19 protein-coding genes are annotated in these 21151 nt (G+C 36.5%); 9 read left to right on the top strand and 10 right to left on the bottom strand.

Annotated elements, in window-relative coordinates; translation table 11 throughout:
- Nucleotides 1-56 precede the first annotated feature (56 nt).
- Genes P0Y62_07515 through P0Y62_07505 form a run of 3 tightly spaced genes read left to right on the top strand, consistent with a single transcriptional unit; the run spans nucleotide 57 to nucleotide 3299 of the window.
- On the top strand, nucleotides 57-1193 hold the full coding sequence (locus P0Y62_07515) for a glycoside hydrolase 100 family protein (protein ID WEK71401.1): 1137 nt from the start codon (nucleotides 57-59) through the stop codon (nucleotides 1191-1193).
- A 16-nt stretch (nucleotides 1194-1209) separates the two neighbouring features.
- Nucleotides 1210-1854, top strand: a complete 645-nt coding sequence (locus P0Y62_07510; GenBank protein ID WEK71400.1) for a hypothetical protein — start codon at nucleotides 1210-1212, stop codon at nucleotides 1852-1854.
- Between the two features lie 38 nt (nucleotides 1855-1892).
- Nucleotides 1893-3299: an MFS transporter gene (locus P0Y62_07505; protein WEK71399.1), complete on the top strand. Its 1407-nt coding sequence runs from the start codon at nucleotides 1893-1895 to the stop codon at nucleotides 3297-3299.
- A gap of 61 nt (nucleotides 3300-3360) precedes the next feature.
- Here the strand turns inward: P0Y62_07505 and P0Y62_07500 are convergent, their stop codons facing one another.
- Both P0Y62_07500 and P0Y62_07495 read right to left on the bottom strand, forming a co-directional pair.
- On the bottom strand, nucleotides 3361-4545 hold the full coding sequence (locus P0Y62_07500; protein WEK71398.1) for an NAD(P)/FAD-dependent oxidoreductase: 1185 nt from the start codon (nucleotides 4543-4545) through the stop codon (nucleotides 3361-3363).
- Nucleotides 4538-5035: a transposase gene (locus tag P0Y62_07495; GenBank protein WEK71397.1), complete on the bottom strand. Its 498-nt coding sequence runs from the start codon at nucleotides 5033-5035 to the stop codon at nucleotides 4538-4540. The genes P0Y62_07500 and P0Y62_07495 overlap by 8 nt, the downstream gene beginning before the upstream one ends.
- A gap of 164 nt (nucleotides 5036-5199) precedes the next feature.
- On the opposite strand from P0Y62_07495, the gene P0Y62_07490 reads away from it, so the two are divergent.
- The gene (locus tag P0Y62_07490; protein ID WEK71396.1) at nucleotides 5200-6174 is read left to right on the top strand and encodes an AraC family transcriptional regulator; all 975 of its coding nucleotides are present in this window, start codon (nucleotides 5200-5202) and stop codon (nucleotides 6172-6174) included.
- A 77-nt stretch (nucleotides 6175-6251) separates the two neighbouring features.
- On the opposite strand, the gene P0Y62_07485 is transcribed toward P0Y62_07490, so the two are convergent.
- The 3 genes from P0Y62_07485 to P0Y62_07475 form a co-directional block, all read right to left on the bottom strand.
- Nucleotides 6252-6635, bottom strand: coding sequence for a VOC family protein (locus tag P0Y62_07485; GenBank protein WEK71395.1), 384 nt, complete (start codon nucleotides 6633-6635; stop codon nucleotides 6252-6254).
- Nucleotides 6636-6689: 54 nt separating this feature from the next.
- Nucleotides 6690-7601, bottom strand: coding sequence for a hypothetical protein (locus P0Y62_07480; GenBank protein WEK71394.1), 912 nt, complete (start codon nucleotides 7599-7601; stop codon nucleotides 6690-6692).
- 87 nt (nucleotides 7602-7688) lie between these two features.
- Entirely contained in the window at nucleotides 7689-8231 is a 543-nt protein-coding gene (locus tag P0Y62_07475; protein WEK71393.1) for a helix-turn-helix domain-containing protein, read from the bottom strand.
- 169 nt (nucleotides 8232-8400) lie between these two features.
- Here P0Y62_07475 and P0Y62_07470 point away from each other — a divergent pair, with 169 nt between their 5' ends.
- Nucleotides 8401-9903, top strand: a complete 1503-nt coding sequence (locus tag P0Y62_07470) for a carbon-nitrogen hydrolase family protein (protein ID WEK71392.1) — start codon at nucleotides 8401-8403, stop codon at nucleotides 9901-9903.
- A 54-nt stretch (nucleotides 9904-9957) separates the two neighbouring features.
- On the opposite strand, the gene P0Y62_07465 is transcribed toward P0Y62_07470, so the two are convergent.
- From P0Y62_07465 to P0Y62_07445, 5 genes are all read right to left on the bottom strand, one after another.
- Complete coding sequence (locus P0Y62_07465; GenBank protein ID WEK71391.1) at nucleotides 9958-12219, bottom strand: glycoside hydrolase family 3 C-terminal domain-containing protein; 2262 nt, start codon at nucleotides 12217-12219, stop codon at nucleotides 9958-9960.
- Nucleotides 12220-12572: 353 nt separating this feature from the next.
- Nucleotides 12573-13385 (bottom strand): methionine ABC transporter substrate-binding lipoprotein MetQ, encoded by an 813-nt coding sequence (metQ, locus tag P0Y62_07460; GenBank protein WEK71390.1) that lies wholly within the window; start codon nucleotides 13383-13385, stop codon nucleotides 12573-12575.
- Between the two features lie 206 nt (nucleotides 13386-13591).
- Nucleotides 13592-14248: a methionine ABC transporter permease MetI gene (gene metI / locus P0Y62_07455; GenBank protein WEK71389.1), complete on the bottom strand. Its 657-nt coding sequence runs from the start codon at nucleotides 14246-14248 to the stop codon at nucleotides 13592-13594.
- The gene (locus P0Y62_07450) at nucleotides 14241-15269 is read right to left on the bottom strand and encodes an ATP-binding cassette domain-containing protein (GenBank protein WEK71388.1); all 1029 of its coding nucleotides are present in this window, start codon (nucleotides 15267-15269) and stop codon (nucleotides 14241-14243) included. The genes metI and P0Y62_07450 overlap by 8 nt, the downstream gene beginning before the upstream one ends.
- Nucleotides 15270-15281: 12 nt before the next feature.
- The gene (locus tag P0Y62_07445) at nucleotides 15282-16280 is read right to left on the bottom strand and encodes an EamA family transporter (GenBank protein ID WEK71387.1); all 999 of its coding nucleotides are present in this window, start codon (nucleotides 16278-16280) and stop codon (nucleotides 15282-15284) included.
- 424 nt (nucleotides 16281-16704) lie between these two features.
- Between P0Y62_07445 and P0Y62_07440 the strand changes: the two genes are divergently transcribed.
- The 4 genes from P0Y62_07440 (at nucleotide 16705) to P0Y62_07425 (ending at nucleotide 21115) form a co-directional block, all read left to right on the top strand.
- Entirely contained in the window at nucleotides 16705-17001 is a 297-nt protein-coding gene (locus tag P0Y62_07440; protein ID WEK71386.1) for a GNAT family N-acetyltransferase, read from the top strand.
- A 323-nt stretch (nucleotides 17002-17324) separates the two neighbouring features.
- A complete protein-coding gene (locus tag P0Y62_07435) occupies nucleotides 17325-18068 on the top strand; it encodes a pirin family protein (GenBank protein WEK71783.1) in 744 nt (247 codons plus the stop codon).
- Nucleotides 18069-18133: 65 nt separating this feature from the next.
- A complete protein-coding gene (locus P0Y62_07430) occupies nucleotides 18134-18880 on the top strand; it encodes a metallophosphoesterase (protein WEK71385.1) in 747 nt (248 codons plus the stop codon).
- A gap of 111 nt (nucleotides 18881-18991) precedes the next feature.
- Nucleotides 18992-21115 (top strand): DNA topoisomerase 3, encoded by a 2124-nt coding sequence (locus tag P0Y62_07425; protein ID WEK71384.1) that lies wholly within the window; start codon nucleotides 18992-18994, stop codon nucleotides 21113-21115.
- Nucleotides 21116-21151: the final 36 nt, after the last annotated feature.

The following is a 21151-nucleotide window of genomic DNA, read 5'->3' as shown; positions in this document are numbered from 1 at the left end:
TTATAAAAAGCGGAACAAACTCAATTACTTATTCCGCTTTATTAAAACCTAAATTTATGTATCAACAGGAAGCCATAGAAATTATCAGAAAAGCTATTACAGAAGAGGGGATTTTAGCATCAGCTCAGCAAAAGGATAACTATGCCAGAGTCTGGGCAAGAGATTCTATGATGACGGGCTATGCCGGGATTTTGGTTAATGATGAAGAGATTCTTGCAGGTCTGGAACAATCTATCCTTACGCTTGCCAAATACCAGGCAGAAAACGGGCAGATTCCGTCCAATGTCGTGAATGGAAAAGCGAGTTACGGAACACACGTCGGCAGGACTGATGCGACAACTTGGTGGGTAGTAGTTACCTGCGAATATATGATCAGATGTCATAAAACAGAACTTAAAAAAGACCTCGAAGAAAAGATTTTCAAGGCACTTTCCTGTCTTAAATCTTGGGAATACAATCAAAGAGGATTGGTTTACAGCCCGCTTGGTGGCAATTGGGCAGATGAGTATGTGACTTCAGGATATACACTCTATGACAATGTTTTGCGCTATTGGGCATTGAAAAATGCAGCGGAACTTTATCAAAATAATGAACTGGAAAAACAGACAGCGCATGTCCGAAATTTAATCCAGGAAAATTTTTACAAGAACGATTCATCTGAACCAAAATACCACGAAACAGCATACTCCAGAACGGAGTCCAAGCCTTATTTCTGGGCTTCGCTGAATGCCAATGGTTATGATGCCCGTTTCGATCTTGCAGGAAATGCTTTGGCCATTCTTCTGGGTTTTGAATTGGATTTTGAAGCTTTTATCAGATTTTTGGAAGAACTTTATAAAGAATTCGGACACTGGATGCTTCCCGTATTCTATCCCGTGATTTATCCCGGCGATTACGACTGGAAACTTCTGGAAAACAACTACAGTTACAGCTTTAAAAACGAGCCGCATCATTTTCACAACGGCGGTTCCTGGCCTATATTTCTGGGATGGCTTTGTTTAGGACTTAAGAGAAAGGGCATAACGGAAATTCCCGGGAAGATACTTTCACAGTACGAACAGTTGATGCAGGAAAAAGATTTTCATTTCAGGGAATATTATTCAACGGATAAACTATTGCCATTGGGAACCGAGCAATTATGCTTTTCGGCTTCAGGATATTTGATGATGACTTTGGAAAAACAGGATCAATAAATTAAGAAAGAATAAAATGATAGGAGATATAATAGAACTTAAAGAAGGACATTTGGCAATAGGTAAAGAAATATTTGAAATACTGAATGCAAAATTGCCATTAAAAAGTAAACACAAACTCATCATAGGAATTGCAGGAGAAAGCGGAAGCGGTAAGTCTGTGACTGCTTTTGCACTTCAAAAGATTTTAAACGAAAATAATATTAAAAGCTTGGTATGGCAGATGGATGATTATTTTAAACTTCCTCCAAAGAGCAATCATGAAAGTCGGTTGAAATCGCTTGAAAATGTTGGAATTCAAGAGGTGGATTTAAGCAGGCTTACAGAGAATATAAAAGCTTTTAAAAAAGACAATTCCTTTATAGAAAAGCCACTGGTAAATTACAGGAGAAATGTGATTCTAAATGAAAAGATTGAAACGGACGACTCCAAAATTCTAATTGTAGAGGGAACTTATATCTTTGATCTTGATGATTTCGATTATAAAATCTTCATCGACAGAAATTATAAAGATACCTACGAAAACAGGATGATACGTAATCGTGATGAGAAAAGCAATTTTGTAGAACAGGTGTTGGAGATAGAACATCAGATTATTAAACAGTTCAAAGCCAAAGCAGATTTGATTTTGGGAAAGAATTACGAGCTCTTGCTGAAATAAAGGTGGGTTTAATTGTGCTTTTACAATGTAATTAGATTATGACAACAAAAAAAATAATTCCGCATCTCAGCTTTTGGCAAATCTGGAATATGAATGTCGGATTTTTCGGCATACAATATAGTTTTGGATTGCAGCAGACGGCGGTAAACCCAATATACACTTTTCTTGGGGCACACGCAGAGCAGCTTCCTATCCTGAATCTTGCCGGTCCGATTACCGGATTGCTGATTCAGCCTTTGATTGGTGCGATCAGTGACAAAACCTGGAGTCCGAAATGGGGAAGAAGAAAGCCGTTTTTTCTTTTAGGAGCTATTTTTTGCAGTATTGCTTTATTTTTGTTCCCTTTCAGTTCTGCGATTTGGATGGCAGTCGGACTGCTTTGGATTCTGGATGCCGCCAACAATACTGCGATGGAACCTTATCGTGCTTTTATTGCAGACAAACTTCCACAGGAACAGCAGACTTTCGGGTTTCAGATGCAGAGTCTTTTTGTAGGTGCAGGGATTACCCTGGCGAATCTTTCTTTGTTTATTTTCCAGAAATATCTCGGTGGCAATGCTTCCGGCGGCGGTATTCCTGTTTGGGTATATTATTCTTTTTTCCTGGGATCTTTCTGTTCTATTGCATCAGTGGTGTGGTCAGTGTACAAAACACCTGAAATTCCGCCATCTGACGAAGAGCTTGAAGAACTTAGAAAATCAAAAGAAGAAAGCCGCTTTTTTACACCATTTATCGAAATCTTTTCTGCAATACGCGATATGCCCAGATTACTTTGGCAGCTTGCTTTGGTCTATCTGTTCCAATGGTATGCACTGTTTTGCTATTGGCAGTTCATTACGCCAATGCTCAAGTGGTCGTTGTATGGAATTTCTGAAAAAGACGAGCAAAAAGCAGGCAAAATCATTGAACTGGCGAAAAGCGGAATTTCTGTGACTGAAAAAGATATGTCCTGGGCAAAAAATGTACTTCACCTGGTGGAAGTTGCAGTGGGGCAGACCGGCCTTATGAATGGTTCCTACAATATTATAACAATGATTTCTGCCTTGTTGCTCGTTCCTTTTGCCAAAAAGTTTACTTCTAAGAATACCTATATTTTCTGTCTTTGCATCACAGGATTAGGAATCATGGCATTACCATACATTAAAAACGAATACCTTATCCTGGTTCCGATGGTGGCTTTGGGAATTGGCTGGGCATCCATGATGGGGCTTCCTTATTCCATGGTTTCTCCATCTATTCCACCGAAAAAAAGAGGGGTCTATATGGGGGTTATCAATATGATGATTGTAATCCCGATGCTCATACAGACCATTTCTTTCGGATTCATTTATAAAACTTTTCTGAACAACAATCCGTCATCGGTTATTATCATTACAGGAGTGTTATTTCTGCTTGCAGGTATGTGTGTAATGTTTATGAAACCTGAGACAAGAAACACGCGTTGATATTTTAGAAATCATTAAGGCTGTTCGTAAATACTAACGAGTATTATTGATGTGAGAATAACTAGGTATTATTCTTGTTGGAATAGGTCCAACTATAAATCCAGTCGAGTTGTTTAATTTGCTTACCGATGAAAAAGCCGATGAAGCGGTCGCGGAACCATGCTGCTATTGGATTCGTTTTGGTTTTTGTATCTCCTACTTTTCTGGCGCTTTTTATGACTTTTTCAACTCTGGACTGCCGCTCGGATTGAAAAATATGAAATGCAGTTCCGTAGTCTTGATGTAATTTTAATAACTCAGCAATGACAACCGTATCTTCCAACGCCAATGATGCTCCCTGTCCAATATGCGGAGAAATACCATGTGCAGCATCTCCGATAAGGCAAACTCTGCCTTTGTACCAGTGCGAAAGTTTCGGTACATCATAAACAGGATATGCAATAATTTCGTGACTGTTTCTGATTATTTTGGAGAATAATGGATCATCGTTTTTATGAACGATTACCAAATGGTCCTGAATTTCAGTTTTTAATGTATTTTCTATTTCGTATGGCTTTGGTTGCTGCTCTCTGAAATAGTTGTTAAACCACCAAACCTCACCTTGGTCTGAAACCGAATAAGCAAAGAACCCCCTTTCGCCAAAGGTCATCCGTATTGAATCCAACGGTTTTGAAAGCTCAGGGATTTTTGCGTAACCACCAGTAGAGATGAGTTTTGTATATCGAATTGCGGAAATGTCCTGAAATAATTGACTTCTAACCTCAGAAAACATCCCGTCACAACCGATCATTATATCAGCAGCGGCTGAAGTTCCATCAGCAAAATATGCGATTACCTGCTCATTTGTTTCATGATACTTAATAAATTTTTTATCATAAAATATTTTTATACCTGCTGCTTTTGCGGCTATCCGGGCATATATATTGAGATTTGATCTTTTAATCTGAATGGTCTCAACACCATATTGTTCCTTTTGGTAAGCTGTTTCCAGGTCGGCTATCTTTTTTCCTTTGGAATTGAAAAACTTTATTGAGCCAGGAGTATAATCTTCTTTAAGCTTCCTCAAATCAACAAACTCTTTTAATACATTCAGGCCATTAGGAGTAAGTCCTAAAAAAGCGCCTTCTTTTGTGTTGTCTTCTGATCTCGATTCAAATATTTCAGAGTCAAATCCTATTTTTTTTAGTTGTAAAGCCAGAATTGGTCCTGCTACACCTGCACCTATGATGATTGCTTTTTTATTCATTGTTTTTCTCTTTAATTTTTAATCCGGGTATTAGTAAAAAATTAAGCATAAAAAATATCGCCACTCTCAGATCATTCAGATTGCGCCATTGAGCGGCTTTTTCCTGTAAGAATACATCAACAGTATTGCTATACGGTAATTGCTGGAACTCCATGATTGTCGGGGCAAAATACAGTAATGTCCAAATCCTGACTGCAATATGTCCGGCCAAAACCAGTAAAATTAAATTTCTGCGTTTCCTGATCTTCCAGTTAAAAATTAAAGCTGCAATAAATATTAATTCATGTACTCCATGTGTTATGATCCAGAACACTTTAAAATCCAGGCCATAAGGTTTTTGAAAAAAGATTAATGAAGAAGGCGGAGCTGCTGTCCACGCAGGAACCATCAGAACGGTTTCCCATAATTGTGCACCATTCATTATAAAGTAAGCACAGATGGCATAAAATAACCATTTGGTAGCGTTTGAGTATTGATATGTATTGTCCATGTTTAAAATTGATGGTACGGTCTATGTTCTTAGGTAAATCAGGCTATGGAATTTTTTCTAACTTTGATTTTGTTTCATCTTGCATAACCTCACAGTACAAAATTATTTTCTGATCAAAAGATGAGGTTGCAAAAAAAGGAGTTAAACTGGCAAAATAGGGAGCAATGGGATTTGAGTTAAGAAATAATGAAAAGGCTTTTAAAATGGCCTTCGAAGAAAATAACTTTAGCAACCAAGGTTTTAAAGAAGATGTCTTTAAGATCAGCATCCCTTTTGGACAATTAACAGGCAAACAATGGCTTTTTGATGGCATCAAGATTTTATATTCCGAAACTGATCTTGATAAACCAACCGAACTGGATTGGAAAGGAGATTCGGAATTAGTAACCATGCATTTTAATTTGCAAGGAAGAACTTCAATACAACAGGATGGAATGAGCAATTCTTTTGTATTGAATGCGAACCAGCATAATTTATTCTATGGCACAAGCGCTGAAGGCAAAATGAAGGTTGACGAGTTGCGGATGAAATCATTTATGATTCAGTTTTCAAAGGATTCCTTTTTGAAAATATCCAAAAACGGGAATGAATCACTGAAACAGTTTGCAGACAAAATAATTCTAGGAATACCTGTAGCTTTTTCAAATTCTAATCTGAATATCGATCTGCCTTTACAAACCTGCATTAATTCGATTTTGAATTGTGATTATACGAATGGCTTAAAGAGATTATTCCTTCTTTCAAAAACAATTGAGTTACTTGTTTTACAGGCAGAATCGTTTAATAACTTTCAAAATTCAGAATCTGCATATATCAAATCTGATTACGACAAAGAACGAATCGTATTTGCCCGTGATTATCTGGTCAAAAATATAGAATCACCACCAACATTGGTAGAATTGGCAAAAATAACAGGGTTAAATGAATACAAACTGAAACGGGGCTTTAAAGAAGTGTTTAATCAAACAGCTTTTTCTTATTTGTCTGATTTACGTTTAGAACTGGCAAAAAATAATCTGCTTGAAGGCAAAAAACAAGCTACTGAAATAGCGTATGAATTGGGGTACTGCTCATTACAGCATTTTAGTAGTGCATTCAGGAAAAAGTTTGGTATTACTCCGAGCCAGGTGAGGCGTTAATAGAAAAGGTTTAAAAAAGGCTAAAAGACGGATTAATTGCTGCTCTTTTAGCCTTTTATCATTAAAAAAATAATGAATTACTCATGATCTGTAGGTTCCCACAGTTCTATTTTATTTCCTTCCATATCTAAAATATGAATGAATTTTCCATAATCAAAAGTCTGAATTTCGTCGAGAATAGTTACATTTTCCTTCTTTAATTCTTCCACCAGAGCTTCCAGATTTTCCACTCTGTAGTTGATCATAAATTCTTTGGTTGCCGGCTCGAAATATTTCGTGTCCTCGGAAAATGGAGCCCATTGTGTTGTTCCTTTCTTGGAAGAGTCATGTTCTTCGCGCCATTCAAAACTTGTTCCGTAAGGGCTGGTTTCAAATCCTAAGTGGGTTTTATACCAATCATTCATGGCATTAGGATCTTTACATTTGAAGAAAATTCCGCCTATTCCTGTTACTCTTTTCATTGTTGTAAGGTTATTTTATGAAAAGGAAAGATAAAAAAAATCTAAAGGATAAGCTTATTCTATGGCAAATTTTTCATTCTTGCAATCCAGATATAAAACATTGTTCAGAAAAACAGTATTCCCAAGCATTCCCGTCATTCCGGAAAACTTCATAAGGGCATATTGTGTCTGTGAAAAACCTTCTACATAAGTGATATGTCGGAGTTGAATTTTCTTGTTTTGAAATTGAATATCCTGATTACAGGTTGCAGTAAATGTGGTAAGAATATTCTGCCATGATTGAGCTTTCTCAATATTGACTTTGGAGTTTGAAGATTTTAAATTAACCCAGGTTTCTTTATTGGTCAACAATTCATATGCACTCGTTCCGGAATCGAACAGGAACTGCTCTTCTTGATCCTTCAATATCCCTTCTAAAATAATTTTTCTCTTTTTAAATTTAAAATCTCTCAGATGACTTTGGTATTGAGAAGGCGTTTTTGAAAGATTAAAAACTAAATAATTTTCTTTAAAATTGATAAGGGTTTTAGTATTTTCCATAATATCTGAACCCAAAGTCCCGATAATACGGAGAGTGTCTTTATGATGGTTTTTACCCTGATCGATAATCTTGAACTGAGATGAAGAGATTTCAGTTTTTCCTAAAGTAAATAATGCTTTTGCCCGGCCATGATTGATCTGTATTGCTTTAATCTTTTTAATAGCCTGGGTATATAATACCGTGGAAGGAGAACCAGTATCAAACTGTAAATGATAAGTGGTGGAATCTGCCGGAAAATGAACAGGGACAAGCAAAGCATTCTTATCATTTCCTAGCCATATCATAGAAACTTTTCCGCTTTCGTTTTTTACTGTTAAATAATTTTTTTCGGGAGTGAATTTCTGATTAAAATAAATATAGCCACCAGCAAAAGCAAGGGTCAAAACGACTAAAAAAGTCACCGTAATTTTCTTAAAAATTTTCATTATTATATTTTTTGCAAGATTCGGGGATTTCAATCAGAGTTCTTACAAAAACGAGGCGACAATTTTACGACAATTAAATTTTTTAAACTATAAAAAATTGGTTTTCAGTTTAATATATAAATTGTTGCTTTGGTTCAAACTGATGCCGTTTCTGATAATAATGAACAGTTTTACAACGAGTAAGCTGACAAGAGGGATAAGAAAAAGAGGAAACCGGGTTCCTGAAAGGTGCTGAATAAACGGACTTACAATCATAAAAAGAGACAAAACAGCAGCTAATAAAATTTGTATACTGATAATGTCTTTTCCGATCTCTTTGGTCTTAATATCTTGGGTTTTATGAGTCAGAATTAAAGGCAGAACCACGCCTCCGAATGGAATAATAAGGCCGGCTAAAGCCGATAGGTTGATCAGTTTTGCTCTGTTATTTTGGGCTTTTTCCTGAACAGATGGCACGATCTTTTCAGGTTCAGTTTGCAAGGCCTTTGCAATGGCTTTTAGAGTAAAGCCTTTGGGAATATTTCCTGCCTCAATCCTCTGAATGGTCCTTAATGAAAGTCCCGATTTTTCAGCAAGCTCGGATTGTGTCATATGGTGTTGCTCTCTGAAGGTTTTAACCTGATTGCTCATTTTGTATTAGTTTAAGTCAAATTTCAATAAGTAAACTTAACAAATAATTAAAAAGAGCACAAAAATATTAATCTTTAAAATCAAAAATTCCGTATATTTTAGTTGTATTAGCAATTAGCATCACATATGGAATAGCTATTACTTTTTACAAATCATAAAAATAAACAATATGCAAATTGAAACACGAACATTAAAGCTGGAAGATTATGACGAACTGGTAGAAATTATGAAGCTTGCTTATCCTAAAATGTCAGAATACGTCTGGTCAAAGAAAAGTATTGCCAAGCTTACCAAGATTTTTCCTCGAGGTCAGATTTGTATTACGGTGGATGGAAAACTTGCGGCAGTCGCTCTTTCAATTGTTGTGAACTATGAAGATTTCGGAGATGATCATACCTACAGTGATATTACAGGAAATAACACCTTTAATACCCATTCAGACACAGGAAATGTTTTGTATGGTATCGAAGTTTTTGTAGATCCGCAGTATCGTGAACTGAGACTGGGGAGAAGGCTCTATGATGCACGTAAAGAGCTTTGTGAACTGTTGAATCTGAAATCTATTGTTCTGGGCGGGAGAATTCCGAATTATCACGAATACAGCCACGAACTTTCTGCCAGAGATTATATACGTAAGGTGAGAGATAAAGAAATTTATGATCCGGTTCTTTCATTTCAGTTGTCCAATAACTTTCTTCCTATCAAGGTGCTGAAAAAATACCTTCCGGAAGATGAATCGTCCAGAGAAAACGCTGTTTTGCTGCAATGGAACAACATCTATTACAGTAAAAAACCAAATACGATGCAGGACAGTATTATAAGGATCGGTCTTGTGCAGTGGCAGATGAGACAGTTTAAGGATATTGATGCTTTTTATGAGCAGGTGGAATTTTTTGTGGATGTAATGGGAGATTATAAATCGGATTTTGTTCTTTTTCCGGAACTCTTTAATACACCTTTATTAGCTCCGTTCAATAGCTTATCAGGAAGAGACAGTATGATTGAGCTGGCCAAAATGACTGAAGATATTAAAAGTAAAATTTCTGAATTAGCCATCAGTTACAATGTGAACATTATCTCAGGAAGTATGCCGGTATTTGAGAATAATGATCTATATAATGTAAGTTATCTTCTGCACAGGGACGGAAGAATAGATGAATACAGGAAAATTCACATCACGCCCAATGAAAAGAAGTATTATGGAATGAAAGGAGGGAATGAGATTAAAGTTTTTGATACCGACTGTGGTAAAATAGGATTGGTAATCTGCTATGACGTAGAATTTCCTGAGCTTCCGAGAATATTGGCGGACCAGGGAATGAAAATCCTGTTTGTGCCTTATCTTACCGATACTCAGAATGCGTATATCAGAGTAAGGCATTGTGCGGCAGCCAGAGCAATTGAAAACGAATGCTACGTTGCTATTGCAGGCTGTGTAGGAAATCTTCCGGGTGTTAATAATATGGATATTCAGTTTGGGCAGGCAGCGGTCTTCACGCCTTCAGATTTTGCGTTTCCTTCCAATGCAATAAAAGGAGAGGCAACTCCCAACACAGAAATGACTTTAATTGTAGATGTTGACCTTAATCTTCTGAAAGATTTACATTATCATGGTTCTGTACAGGTTTTGAAAGATAGGAGGACAGATTTGTATGAAACTTATTTAAAATAAAGAAGAGTCCAGCAATTGGACTCTTCCCGTTTTAGAAATATATAATAAGTAAGACTACTTCAAAGTAAATTTAACTTTCGTTTTAATAGCATCAGAAGAATTTCCGATTTGTGCTTCAAAGTCTCCGGGTTCAGCGACCCAGTCGTGTTTTTGAGCATCAAAGAAACTTAGAGCAGATTTATCAATAGTAAATGTTACCTCTTTTTCTTCTCCCGGATTTAAAAATACTTTTTCAAAACCTTTCAATTCTTTGGTCGGTCTTTCAACAGACGATTTTAAGTCGGAAATATATAACTGGGCAACTTCTGCTCCGGCTTTTTTTCCTGTATTTTTCACAGAAACCGTAAACGTAATTTTGTCATCCTGAGACATTGTAGTTTTATCTGCTTTAGCTTTTCCAAACTCGAAAGTGGTATAGCTTAAACCATGTCCGAAACTGAATAAAGGTTTGATTTTTTTCGTATCATGCCATCTGTACCCTACAAAGATTCCTTCATTGTACGTGATGTTGATCGGGTTTTTCTGATCTTTTCCTTTTCCGGCTGCCAATTCATCTTTCTGACCAGGGTATTCTCCTAATTGGTGAGCTGAATTGTCTTCTAGCTTTACCGGGAAAGTAAATGGTAATTTTCCTGATGGATTCGCGTCTCCAGCCAAAATTGAAGCGATGGAATTTCCTGCTTCAGAACCTAAATACCAGGATTGTAAAACAGTAGGAACTTCCTTAATCCAAGGCATTGCCACTGCATTTCCTGAAATTAGAACTACCGCAAGATTTTTATTTGCTTTTGCCAAGGCAGCAATTACATTGTCCTGATTGTAGGGCAATCCGTAACTTTTTCTGTCATTTCCTTCACTATCCTGGAAATCAGCTTTATTTAATCCTCCAACGAAAATTACATAATCAGATTTTTTAGCCAGTTCAACAGCTTCATTTAGTAATTCAGCAGGAGAACGGTCATCTTTCAGATCCTGTCCGGATTTTACACCGTTGTATTCTCCACCAATATCTCCCACATAACCTCTCGCATATTGTACATCAGACTGTTTACCGAATCTTGCTTTAATTCCATCCAAAGGAAGTGTTTCATATTTTACTTTTAATGATGAAGAACCTCCGCCAACAGTCATGATCTTGATTGCATTTTCACCAATCACAGCAATTTTTTTAGCTTTATTGATGTCTATAGGGAGTACATTTCCCTGGTTTTTCAGCAAAACAATTCCCTCTTCTCCGATTTCTTTAGCAATCGCTTTGTGCTCTTCAGAAGCGATGTTTCCGAAAGGCTTGTTTCTGTTCATCGTTGTTTTATAAGCTAAACTTAAAAGTCTTGAAACTTTATCATCAAGCTCTTTTGTCCCTACTTTCCCGGATTTAATTAAATCTAGGTAAGGTTTTGCCAAATAATAATTATCATAAGCATTTTTCGTTCCGGCAGAAAGTCCGTTGGTCCAGCTTCCGAATTCCAGGTCTAATCCGTTGTGAATAGCCTGTTCGGTATTGTTTACTGCACCCCAATCGGAAACTACAACTCCTTTATATTTCCATTCCCCTTTTAAAATATCATTCAAAAGATATTGGTTCTGACTTGCATACTGCCCTTTGTACATGTCGTAAGCTCCCATGATCGTCCAGGAATCTCCTTCCGTTACAGCCGCTTTGAAAGCCGGAAGATAAATTTCATACAATGTTCTGTCATCCACTTTTACATTACTTGTGTGACGGAACATTTCCTGATTGTTCAGAGCGAAATGTTTCACAGAAGTTGCCACACCATTGGATTGAACTCCTCTGATGTATGGAACCACCATTTTTGATGTTAAATAAGGATCTTCCCCCATATACTCAAAGTTTCTTCCGTTTAGTGGAGTTCTGTAAATATTTACTCCGGGTCCCAGAAGAATGTCTTTTTTTCTGTAACGGGCTTCTTCTCCAAGCGCTTTTCCGTAGTTCCAAGACATTTTTTTGTTCCATGTTGCAGAAAGTGCTGTCAAAGCAGGATAGGCAATAATTGAATCATTGGTCCAGCCGGCCTGGTTCCATTCGTCCCACATTACTTCAGGGCGAACTCCATGAGGTCCGTCTGTCGTCCAGAATTCAGGAATTCCGAGTCTTGGAACTCCCGGGGAACTGAATTTCGACTGTGCATGAAGCATGGCCACTTTTTCTTCCAGTGTCATTCTGGAAAGTGCATCCTGAACTCGTTGCTCAACGGGTTTTGATTCGTCTAAATAAACGGGTAGAATAGTATTTTGAGCCATATACGAAGCAGAAATAAGCGTGAATAAACTTACAATGGCGGTTTTCTTTAACATAAAAGCCTTCTTTTTGATTGGTAACAAAAATAGCAAAAATATTTATTATCTCAAATTGAGAAAATATATTTTTTTGAATAAATGGCTAATTATCATCAGTTTTTATTAAAATGGATTAATTTCAATATAATGACCTAGGAAAATAAAGCATTAAAAAATTCCCATTGTTAGAAGTGAGAGGCAAGCATTCGGAACAAAAGAAAATAATTATAAAAAAGGCACCATTTCAAATACATGAAACGATGCCTACATATATAATAATAGACTTCTTTAAAAATTAATAGTCAGATGTGAATAGTGAATTTTACAGCATAATGGAAAAATTCACTCATTGACAATTCACAATTCACCAACTAGTTCCAGCCTTTAATAGCTCCACCTTTAAAAATCTCCTCCGCCTTTTTAACAACCTCATCAGATTCGTAAGCCTTTACAAAGTTTTTTACTTTTTCAGAAGTCTTGTTGTCCTCTCTCGAAACGATTACATTCACATAAGGTGAATTTTTGTCTTCTTTAAAAATTCCCTGTTTTTCTGCATCCAATCCTGCTTGCGCTGCGAAATTGTTGTTAATAATAGCAATAACAACTTCCTTGTCATCCAATACTCTTGGTAATTGTGGGGCTTCTATTTCAAGAATTTTTAATTGTTTGGGATTGTCAACAATATCTGTTACTTTAGGTAATAGACCGATTCCGTCTTTCAGTTTCAACAATCCGTTTTTCTGTAATAAAAGTAAAGAACGTCCTCCATTTGTCGGATCATTTGGAATGACAACGGTGCTTCCGTTTTGAAGTTCATTAATGCTTTTAATCTTTTTTGAATAGGCAACAATTGGATAAACAAAAGTATTTCCTACAACAGCCAGTTTATAGCCTCTCTGTTTGGACTGTTCATTTAAATAAGGAACATGCTGAAAAGCATTTGCATCAATATCTCCATTATTTAAAGCTTCATTGGGAACAACATAGTCGTTGAAAGAAACCAGCTCTACGTCAAGGTTATACTTGTCTTTGGCCACCTTTTTAGCCACTTCAGCAATTTCCTGTTCAGGACCGGAAGTAATACCTACTTTAATCACGTTCGGATCGTCTTTTTTCGGTGAATTGCAGGCTGTAAATAATAATAAACCTGTTGCAACCACTCCTAAAATCTTTATTTTTTTCATTGTTAACTATTTTTCTTAAAAAAATGGCGAAAAAGCAAAAAGGTAATCTTTAAATTCTTTGATAATAATAAAATATGGCTTTGTACCTTTTTGAATTACCTTTTTCGCCAGATCGATGGCTGAAATCATCAAACCACCACACTATTTCACATTCACATATTATTTTCAAAGCATTGAAACGCTGTAATATTTTTTTTAATTTTCAATTACCGATGATCAAATCTTTTGGCTAATCGGTCACCTGAAAACTGAATAATAAATACAATCGCAACGAGTAAACCCAGGACCAGATTCATGATAACTGCGTCATACCCAATATATCCGTACTGATAACCTATCTGTCCCAATCCTCCTGCCCCAACTGCTCCTCCCATTGCGGAATACCCGACCAGGGTGATCAGTGTGATCGTAGCGTTGTTAATTAAAGACGGAAGCGCTTCCGGCAACAAAACTTTCCGGATGATCTGAAGTGGAGTTGCTCCCAAAGCTCTTGCAGTTTCAATCAATCCATAAGGAACTTCCAATAAACTGTTCTCTACCAATCTTGCAATAAATGGTGCTGCACCAATACTTAAAGGAACCAAAGCGGCATTTACACCAATGGATGTTCCGACCAGGCTTCTTGTAAACGGGATCATCCACACAATCAGAATAATGAAAGGAATGGAACGGAAAATATTAACCAAAACAGATAAAATTCTGTTATAAATTACATTTTCCAAAAGCTGTCCTTTTTTGGTTAAAAACAAGAGAATTCCAATGGGTAGTCCCAACACAAATCCAAAAAATCCTGACACAAATGTCATATAAACTGTCTCCCAAATTCCTTTCGATAAAAGAGAGATCACCGTATCACTAAGCATATCCTCTTACCGTATTTTGAATTTTATTCTGGTTGAAAAAATAAATAGCCTGCTGGTTTTTTTCCTCTTCTCCCTGTAGCTGTAATAACAGTTTTCCGAAGTTGGAATCACCTAAGTATTCAACATCAGCCTTCAAAAGCTTGTACGGAATTTTATATTTATCATACACTATTGAAAGCAGTTCTTCAACAGAGATTTGTTCATTAAGTTCAACCTCAACGAGAGGGAACAATCCGTCTTGCGGTTCTTTTTGTAGTTTTTTATTCAGTTCTTGTGGTATAGTCATAACACTAGAGTTTAAAAATTGTTTGATGATAGGATTCTCTTTGTTGGAGACAATCTCGCTTAAAGTTCCTTTGGTTACCAGTTTTCCTTTGTCAATCACAGCAACGTGGTTACAGACCGTTTTAATGACCTCCATTTCGTGGGTGATCAGCAGAATGGTGATTCCCAACCTTTGATTAATATCCCTCAACAACTGTAAAATCGATTGAGTAGTTGCCGGATCGAGTGCACTTGTTGCTTCGTCGCAAAGCAGGAGATAAGGATCATTTGCCAAAGCTCTTGCAATCGCAACCCTTTGTTTTTGTCCACCCGAAAGACTTTTAGGATAGTCATTGGCTTTATCTTCCAGACCAACGATTTTTAAAAGTTCACTGACTTTTCTTTGAATTTCCGTTTTGTTGACATGATCCAGCTCCAATGGAAGGGCAATATTTTCAAAAACCGTTCTTGAAGAAAGAAGATTAAAATGCTGGAAAATCATCCCTATTTTTTTTCTTTCGTGGGCTAATTGTTTGGAATTTAATGTTGTAAAATCCTTTCCGTTAATAATGATTTCGCCATTATCCGGTTTTTCAAGAAGATTCACCGTTCGGATTAAAGTGCTTTTTCCGGCTCCTGAAAATCCGATGATTCCGACGATGTCGCCTTTTTCAATAGTCAGGCTTACATTATCCAGCGCTTGGAAAGACTGTTTTTTCTGGTGAAATGTTTTTGAAATGTTTTTTATCTCTATCATTTTACTTAAAATTTATATAGGTTGATAAGGTCTTCCACTTCTGTTGAGGTGCCTTATCACTCTTCGGATTTTTACTTTTGATCTTTTTGACAATTTGAAATATTTAGTAATATTCGTAAGAAGAACTCCAATTAATATGATTGATAATCCATACAGCTGGCTTCCATTGATCGATTGATTGGCTATAATCCAACCAAAAATAACGGTCACGATCGGATTAATATACGTATGAGTACTTACCAAAGCAGCTGGTTTTACCGATAACAGCCATATATAAGAAAGATAAGCAATGATGGAACCAAAAAAAATCAGGAATGATACGCCCAGCCAAGCTGATAACGGAACTTCTGTGATCGAAAACTGGCTCCATTCTTTTCTGAAATAGGCTATAATGAAAGAAACAATTCCTGCAACGATCAGCTGTTGCGAAATATTCATAAAAGTTGAATGATTTGCCGGATTCTTTTTAGAATATAAAGATCCTAAAACCCACGCAACGGAGCTTAATGCTAAAACAATAAATGCTGTTACTCGCAGAGAACCATTTACTATTGGATTATGGGCGTTTGAATTAACACTTCCTTTCAAAAATAAAATCAATCCGATAAAACCTATAACAAGACCTATGGGAATAAATTTATCCGAGAAATAATATTTCCAGTTCTTTTTATCAATGGCAATGAACCAGAATGGTCCTGTAGCAATTGTAATTGCGGCCTCCGATGCTGTAACATATTGCTCTCCCCAAGCTACCAATCCGGTTCCTCCGGTAAGAATAAGAATTCCTGTGATCCCGTTTTTTCTCCAGTTGGTTATTGAATTGGCTTTTTCCCCTTTTATAGTAAGATGACCCAGCATTAGTATTCCTGCAGCCAAAAATCTGATACCCGAAAGTATAAAAGGAGGAAAACCTTTCAATCCAAAAGAAATTGCTAAAAATGTTATTCCCCAGATTACGTAGATATTGGTAAAAGCTATTGGAATTAGCCAGTTATTTTTAGAATGAGTCATTGTTTGTTTTTTTGATGTTGTTAATTGAAATAAAAAAGGCTCTACAACGTGGTAAAGCCTTTAAAAATATGTCATATAAAAGTAAGGTCAACCACAGCAATTTCGTAATTCAGGCATACAGCAATACATCATCATCATATTGATGGTGTGCTTTTTAACGGATTGATTTCTAAAATTCGATTTCATTTTATTTTTAATGTCCTGATTACGGTTGCAAATATAAGAGATAAATTTTTATTAGTCTACTAAAAAAGTAGACTTTTTTGAAAATAATTTTGAATTATTTTTTTAATGTGTTGATTTTTAACAGATTATTTTTATTTCTTGAGAGTCTGACAAAATGAAAAACTTTTACGAAATTATCATAGATCATGATATAATCTTGTGAGAGGTCTTAACTTTGTTATTATTAAAAATTACAACAATGGAAAGAACAGAAGTGGTTTTAGGAAACGTAAGAGGAGAAATTCAGCTTTTCTCAGACGACAACAAAGCCGGAAAAATGGATATTTCAGTTATTGGAAATAAATTAACGGTTTACCATACAGAAGTGAATCCGGAGTATGAAGGGAAAGGTTTTGCAAAAATATTATTGGAAAAACTGGTTTCCTACGCGAGAGAACATCATTTGATGATCGTTCCGTTATGCCCTTATGTTCACGCTCAGTTTAAGCGTCATCCGGAAGAATATAGTGATGTCTGGTTCAAAGAGACATTTTAGGAAACTGAACTCTAATTTTAACCCTTAATTTATCTGAAATGAAAATGCTTAATTTCTTAGTCCTCGGAAAAAATCAGGAAATTCTTGATGTCTTAAAAAGAATTATAGAAAAAAATGAAGGCTGGAAAGCTTTACTTTCAAGCTCTGAAAGTAAAGCTTACGATTATATCACCAACAATAAAGTTGATGTTGTTTTATTGAGTTCCGGGCTGGAAGATCAGTTTGAACAGGATATTAAAGCTTTTTGTGAAAATTTAGATAAGGAAGTTAAGGTAATACAACATTACGGAGGCGGAAGCGGATTATTACAGAGTGAAGTGAATATTGCTTTTTCCAAACCGGATGAAACTAAAAATGTTTTGCATAAAGCTGATTCCAGAGGAAAAACTGAGAATGAATGGTTGATAAGTGAAAAGACTTTTAGCTTTGGTGATTATTACGATCCTGACAGAATTCAATTTGGTACTTTAAGAGTATTAAATGACGATACTTTAGAAGCAGAAAAAGGATTTGGAGTGCATCCGCATGATAATATGGAAATTATAAGCATTCCTCTTGAAGGCTCTCTGGAACATGAGGATAGCTTAGGAAATAAGCTCGTTATAAAAAGCGGTGAAATCCAGGTAATGAGTGCCGGAACAGGGCTGATGCACAGTGAATTCAGCAAAAATGATGAAGAACTCGGAAAGTTCCTGCAAATCTGGATCTATCCCAGAAAAAGAAATGTGAGCCCAAGATATGATCAGATTACGCTGGATCCAGCAAAAAGTAAAAACAGATTCCAGCAGATCCTTTCTCCCAACGCGGATGATGAGGGCGTCTGGATTTATCAGGATGCATGGTTTCATTTAGGAAATTTTGAAAATACTACGGAAACCCAATATCAGATCAGGAAAAAAGGAAATGGTGTCTATGCGTTTATCATTAAAGGAAGCGCTGAAATTGATGGCCAGGAACTGAAAGAAAGAGATGGTTTGGGAGTCCAAGATATTTCTGAATTAAAGATAAAAACAACTTCAGAAAATACGGAGATCCTTTTGATGGAAGTTCCTATGGAAATTAATTAATTTTGTTTTATAAATATTGTTAGAAAACTCTCTTCTTTAAGGGAGTTTTTCTGTAATTTGTGAAAATGAAAATACAAATCATAAGTGATCTCCATCAGGAATTTGGATATACCGATTTATCATTTGATAATGCGGATATAATTGTTTTAGCGGGAGATGTAAACTTAGGAACAAAAGGAATTGAATGGATTAAGACTAAAATTCCCGGTAAACCTGTAATTTATGTTCTGGGAAACCATGAATATTATAAGGGTTCTTATCCAAAAACATTACATAAAATAGAAGAGGCAGCACAAGATTCCAATATTTTTGTACTGGAAAATTCTTTTGTGGATATTGAAGGAATTCGCTTTCACGGAACTACTTTGTGGACGGATTTTTCAATTTTTGGAAACCCTGTAAAATATGGAATGATCTGTCAGTCGGTCATGAATGATTATAAAAAGATAAGACGTGATCCTTCTTATTCCAAAATGAGAACAGTGGATATATTTAAGATTCATCAGTTCTCAAAATTATGGTTACAGGAAAGTTTAGAAGAAGCAAGAGGGATGAAAAACATTGTGGTGACTCATCATGCTCCAAGTATTCATTCGGTTCCGGAACAGTATAAAAATGATCCGGTAACATCAGCTTATGCCTCTAATCTTGAAGATTTAATTCAGGAATATCAACCTTTATATTGGATTCATGGCCATATTCACACGCCTTCAGACTATAAAATTGGGGCTACAAAGATTACTTGTAATCCTCATGGATATATTGATGAAAAATATAACGGCTATGAAAAGGAGCTGATTATAGAAATTTAACTTTTTTTTAATCATTTTCGAATACCTTATCATTGCGGATTGGAAAGAACAAATTAGCAAAATCCAAAAAAAATCCCGAATTTTGCCCCTCTTCTATAATTCCGAAAATTCATGAAACTTTGTATTGCCGAAAAACCCAGTGTTGCCAGAGATATTGCTAAAGTATTGGGCGCTACCACTCCGAAGCAGGGCTATATGGAAGGAAACGGTTATTGCGTGACATGGACGTTCGGACATCTTTGCACTCTGAAGGAACCTCATGATTACGGTCCGCAGTACAAATCCTGGAATTTATTTTTGTTACCCATCATTCCTAACAACTTTGGGATCAAATTAATTCCTAACAAAGGTGTTGAAAACCAGTTTAAAGTGATTGAAAGGTTAGTCGGAGAATGTGATGAAGTGATTAACTGTGGGGATGCCGGTCAGGAAGGAGAACTGATTCAGAGATGGGTATTGCAGAAAGCAAAATGCAACAAACCGGTTCAGCGTTTGTGGATTTCGTCCCTTACCGAAGAAGCCATTAAAGAAGGTTTTGCAAGCTTAAAACCGGCTGAAGATTACAAAAACCTGTATCTCGCAGGAAATGCAAGAGCCATTGGAGATTGGTTACTGGGAATCAATGCTACGCGACTTTTCACTAAAAAATTCGGAGGAAATAAAGCGGTTCTTTCCATCGGTAGAGTGCAGACTCCTACATTGGCGATGCTGGTTCAGCGCCAGAAAGAAATTGATGCATTTACCACCGAAGAATATTGGGAACTTAAAACCAAATACCGGGATGTTATTTTCAATGCAGCCATCGATCGCTTAAAAACCCTGGAACGTGCTGAAAAAGGATTGGAATACCTCAAAGTAAATCCTTTTGAGATCGTTTCTTTTGAGATTAAGGAAGGAAAAGAAAAAAATCCGAGACTTTTTGATTTGACGGGACTTCAGGTGGAAGCCAATAAAAAATATGGGTATTCTGCAGAAAATACCCTGAATTATATCCAGAGTTTATACGAGAAAAAGCACGTGACCTATCCGCGTGTTGATACAACCTATTTATCCGAAAGTTTATATCCTAAAATAGAAGGGATTTTGCGAAAAATGTATTTTTATCAGGATTTAATATCACCTCTGCTGGAAGCTCCGATTCCAAAGTCAAAAGCGGTTTTCGATGATACGAAAGTGACGGATCACCATGCGATCATTCCAACCGAAGTTCCGCCGTCTCAAAACCTGAGCAGGGAAGAAAAGTTGATTTACGATTTAATCGCTAAACGCTTCATTGCAGTTTTTTATCCCGAATGTAAAATTTCAAACACCTTAGTAGAAGGAAAAGTAGGAACAATTCCTTTCAAAACCAGTGGAAGACAGATTTTGGAACCAGGATGGAGAGCCGTTTATGCTAAAGAACCCAAAGAAGAGTCCAACGATAAAGAAAAAGAAAAGGAAGAAGAACAGACGATCCCGGAATTCACGGTTGGAGAAACCGGACCTCATGATCCGATGATTCACCAGGGAAAAACTTCGCCGCCAAAACCTTATACGGAAGCCACGCTTCTGAGAGCCATGGAAACTGCCGGAAAACAGGTAGAAGATGAAGAACTTCGGGAATTGTTAAAAACCAACGGAATTGGCCGGCCATCGACCCGCGCCAACATTATTGAAACTCTTTTCAAGCGAAAATATATCGAAAAGAAAAGAAAGAACTTAATTGCCACTCAAACCGGGATTCAGCTGATCGACACCATCGAAGACGAATTGTTGAAAAGCCCCGAACTGACTGGAGAATGGGAATTGAAACTTCGTAAAATTGAAAGTGGTGAATATGAAGCTAATCAGTTTAAAGAAGAACTGATCCAGATGGTGACCGAGCTTACTAAAAAAGTGGTCGACGGAAAAGGAAAAGTAATTACCTTGGAAGAAGAAAAAGTTGAGGCAAAAGAAAAGAAAAAACGGGAACCTGCTGTTAAAAAAGAACTTCAATCCTGGGAAGAAACCCAATGCCCGAAATGTAAGGATCATCATTTAATGAAAGGAAAAACCGCTGTCGGTTGTTCGGATTTTAAAAACTGTGGCTTTAAAGTAAATTTTGAAATTTTTGGTAAAAAACTGTCGGATAAACAGCTGATGGATTTAGTACTAAAAGGCAAAACATCAAAACTAAAAGGGTTCAACGCTCATCCTGAAAGCATAACCGAAGGGGTTTTATCCTTTAATGATCAGTTTGCTGTCATTATTCCTTAAGGTCAAAATATATAGCATAAATAAAAAGAAACGGCA

Origin of the sequence: Candidatus Chryseobacterium colombiense (assembly GCA_029203185.1) — a bacterium.
GTDB classification, from domain to species: Bacteria; Bacteroidota; Bacteroidia; order Flavobacteriales; family Weeksellaceae; genus Chryseobacterium; species Chryseobacterium colombiense.
The sequence above is the reverse complement of the archived record's forward strand: the minus strand, read 5'-3'. Positions and strand labels throughout refer to the sequence as shown.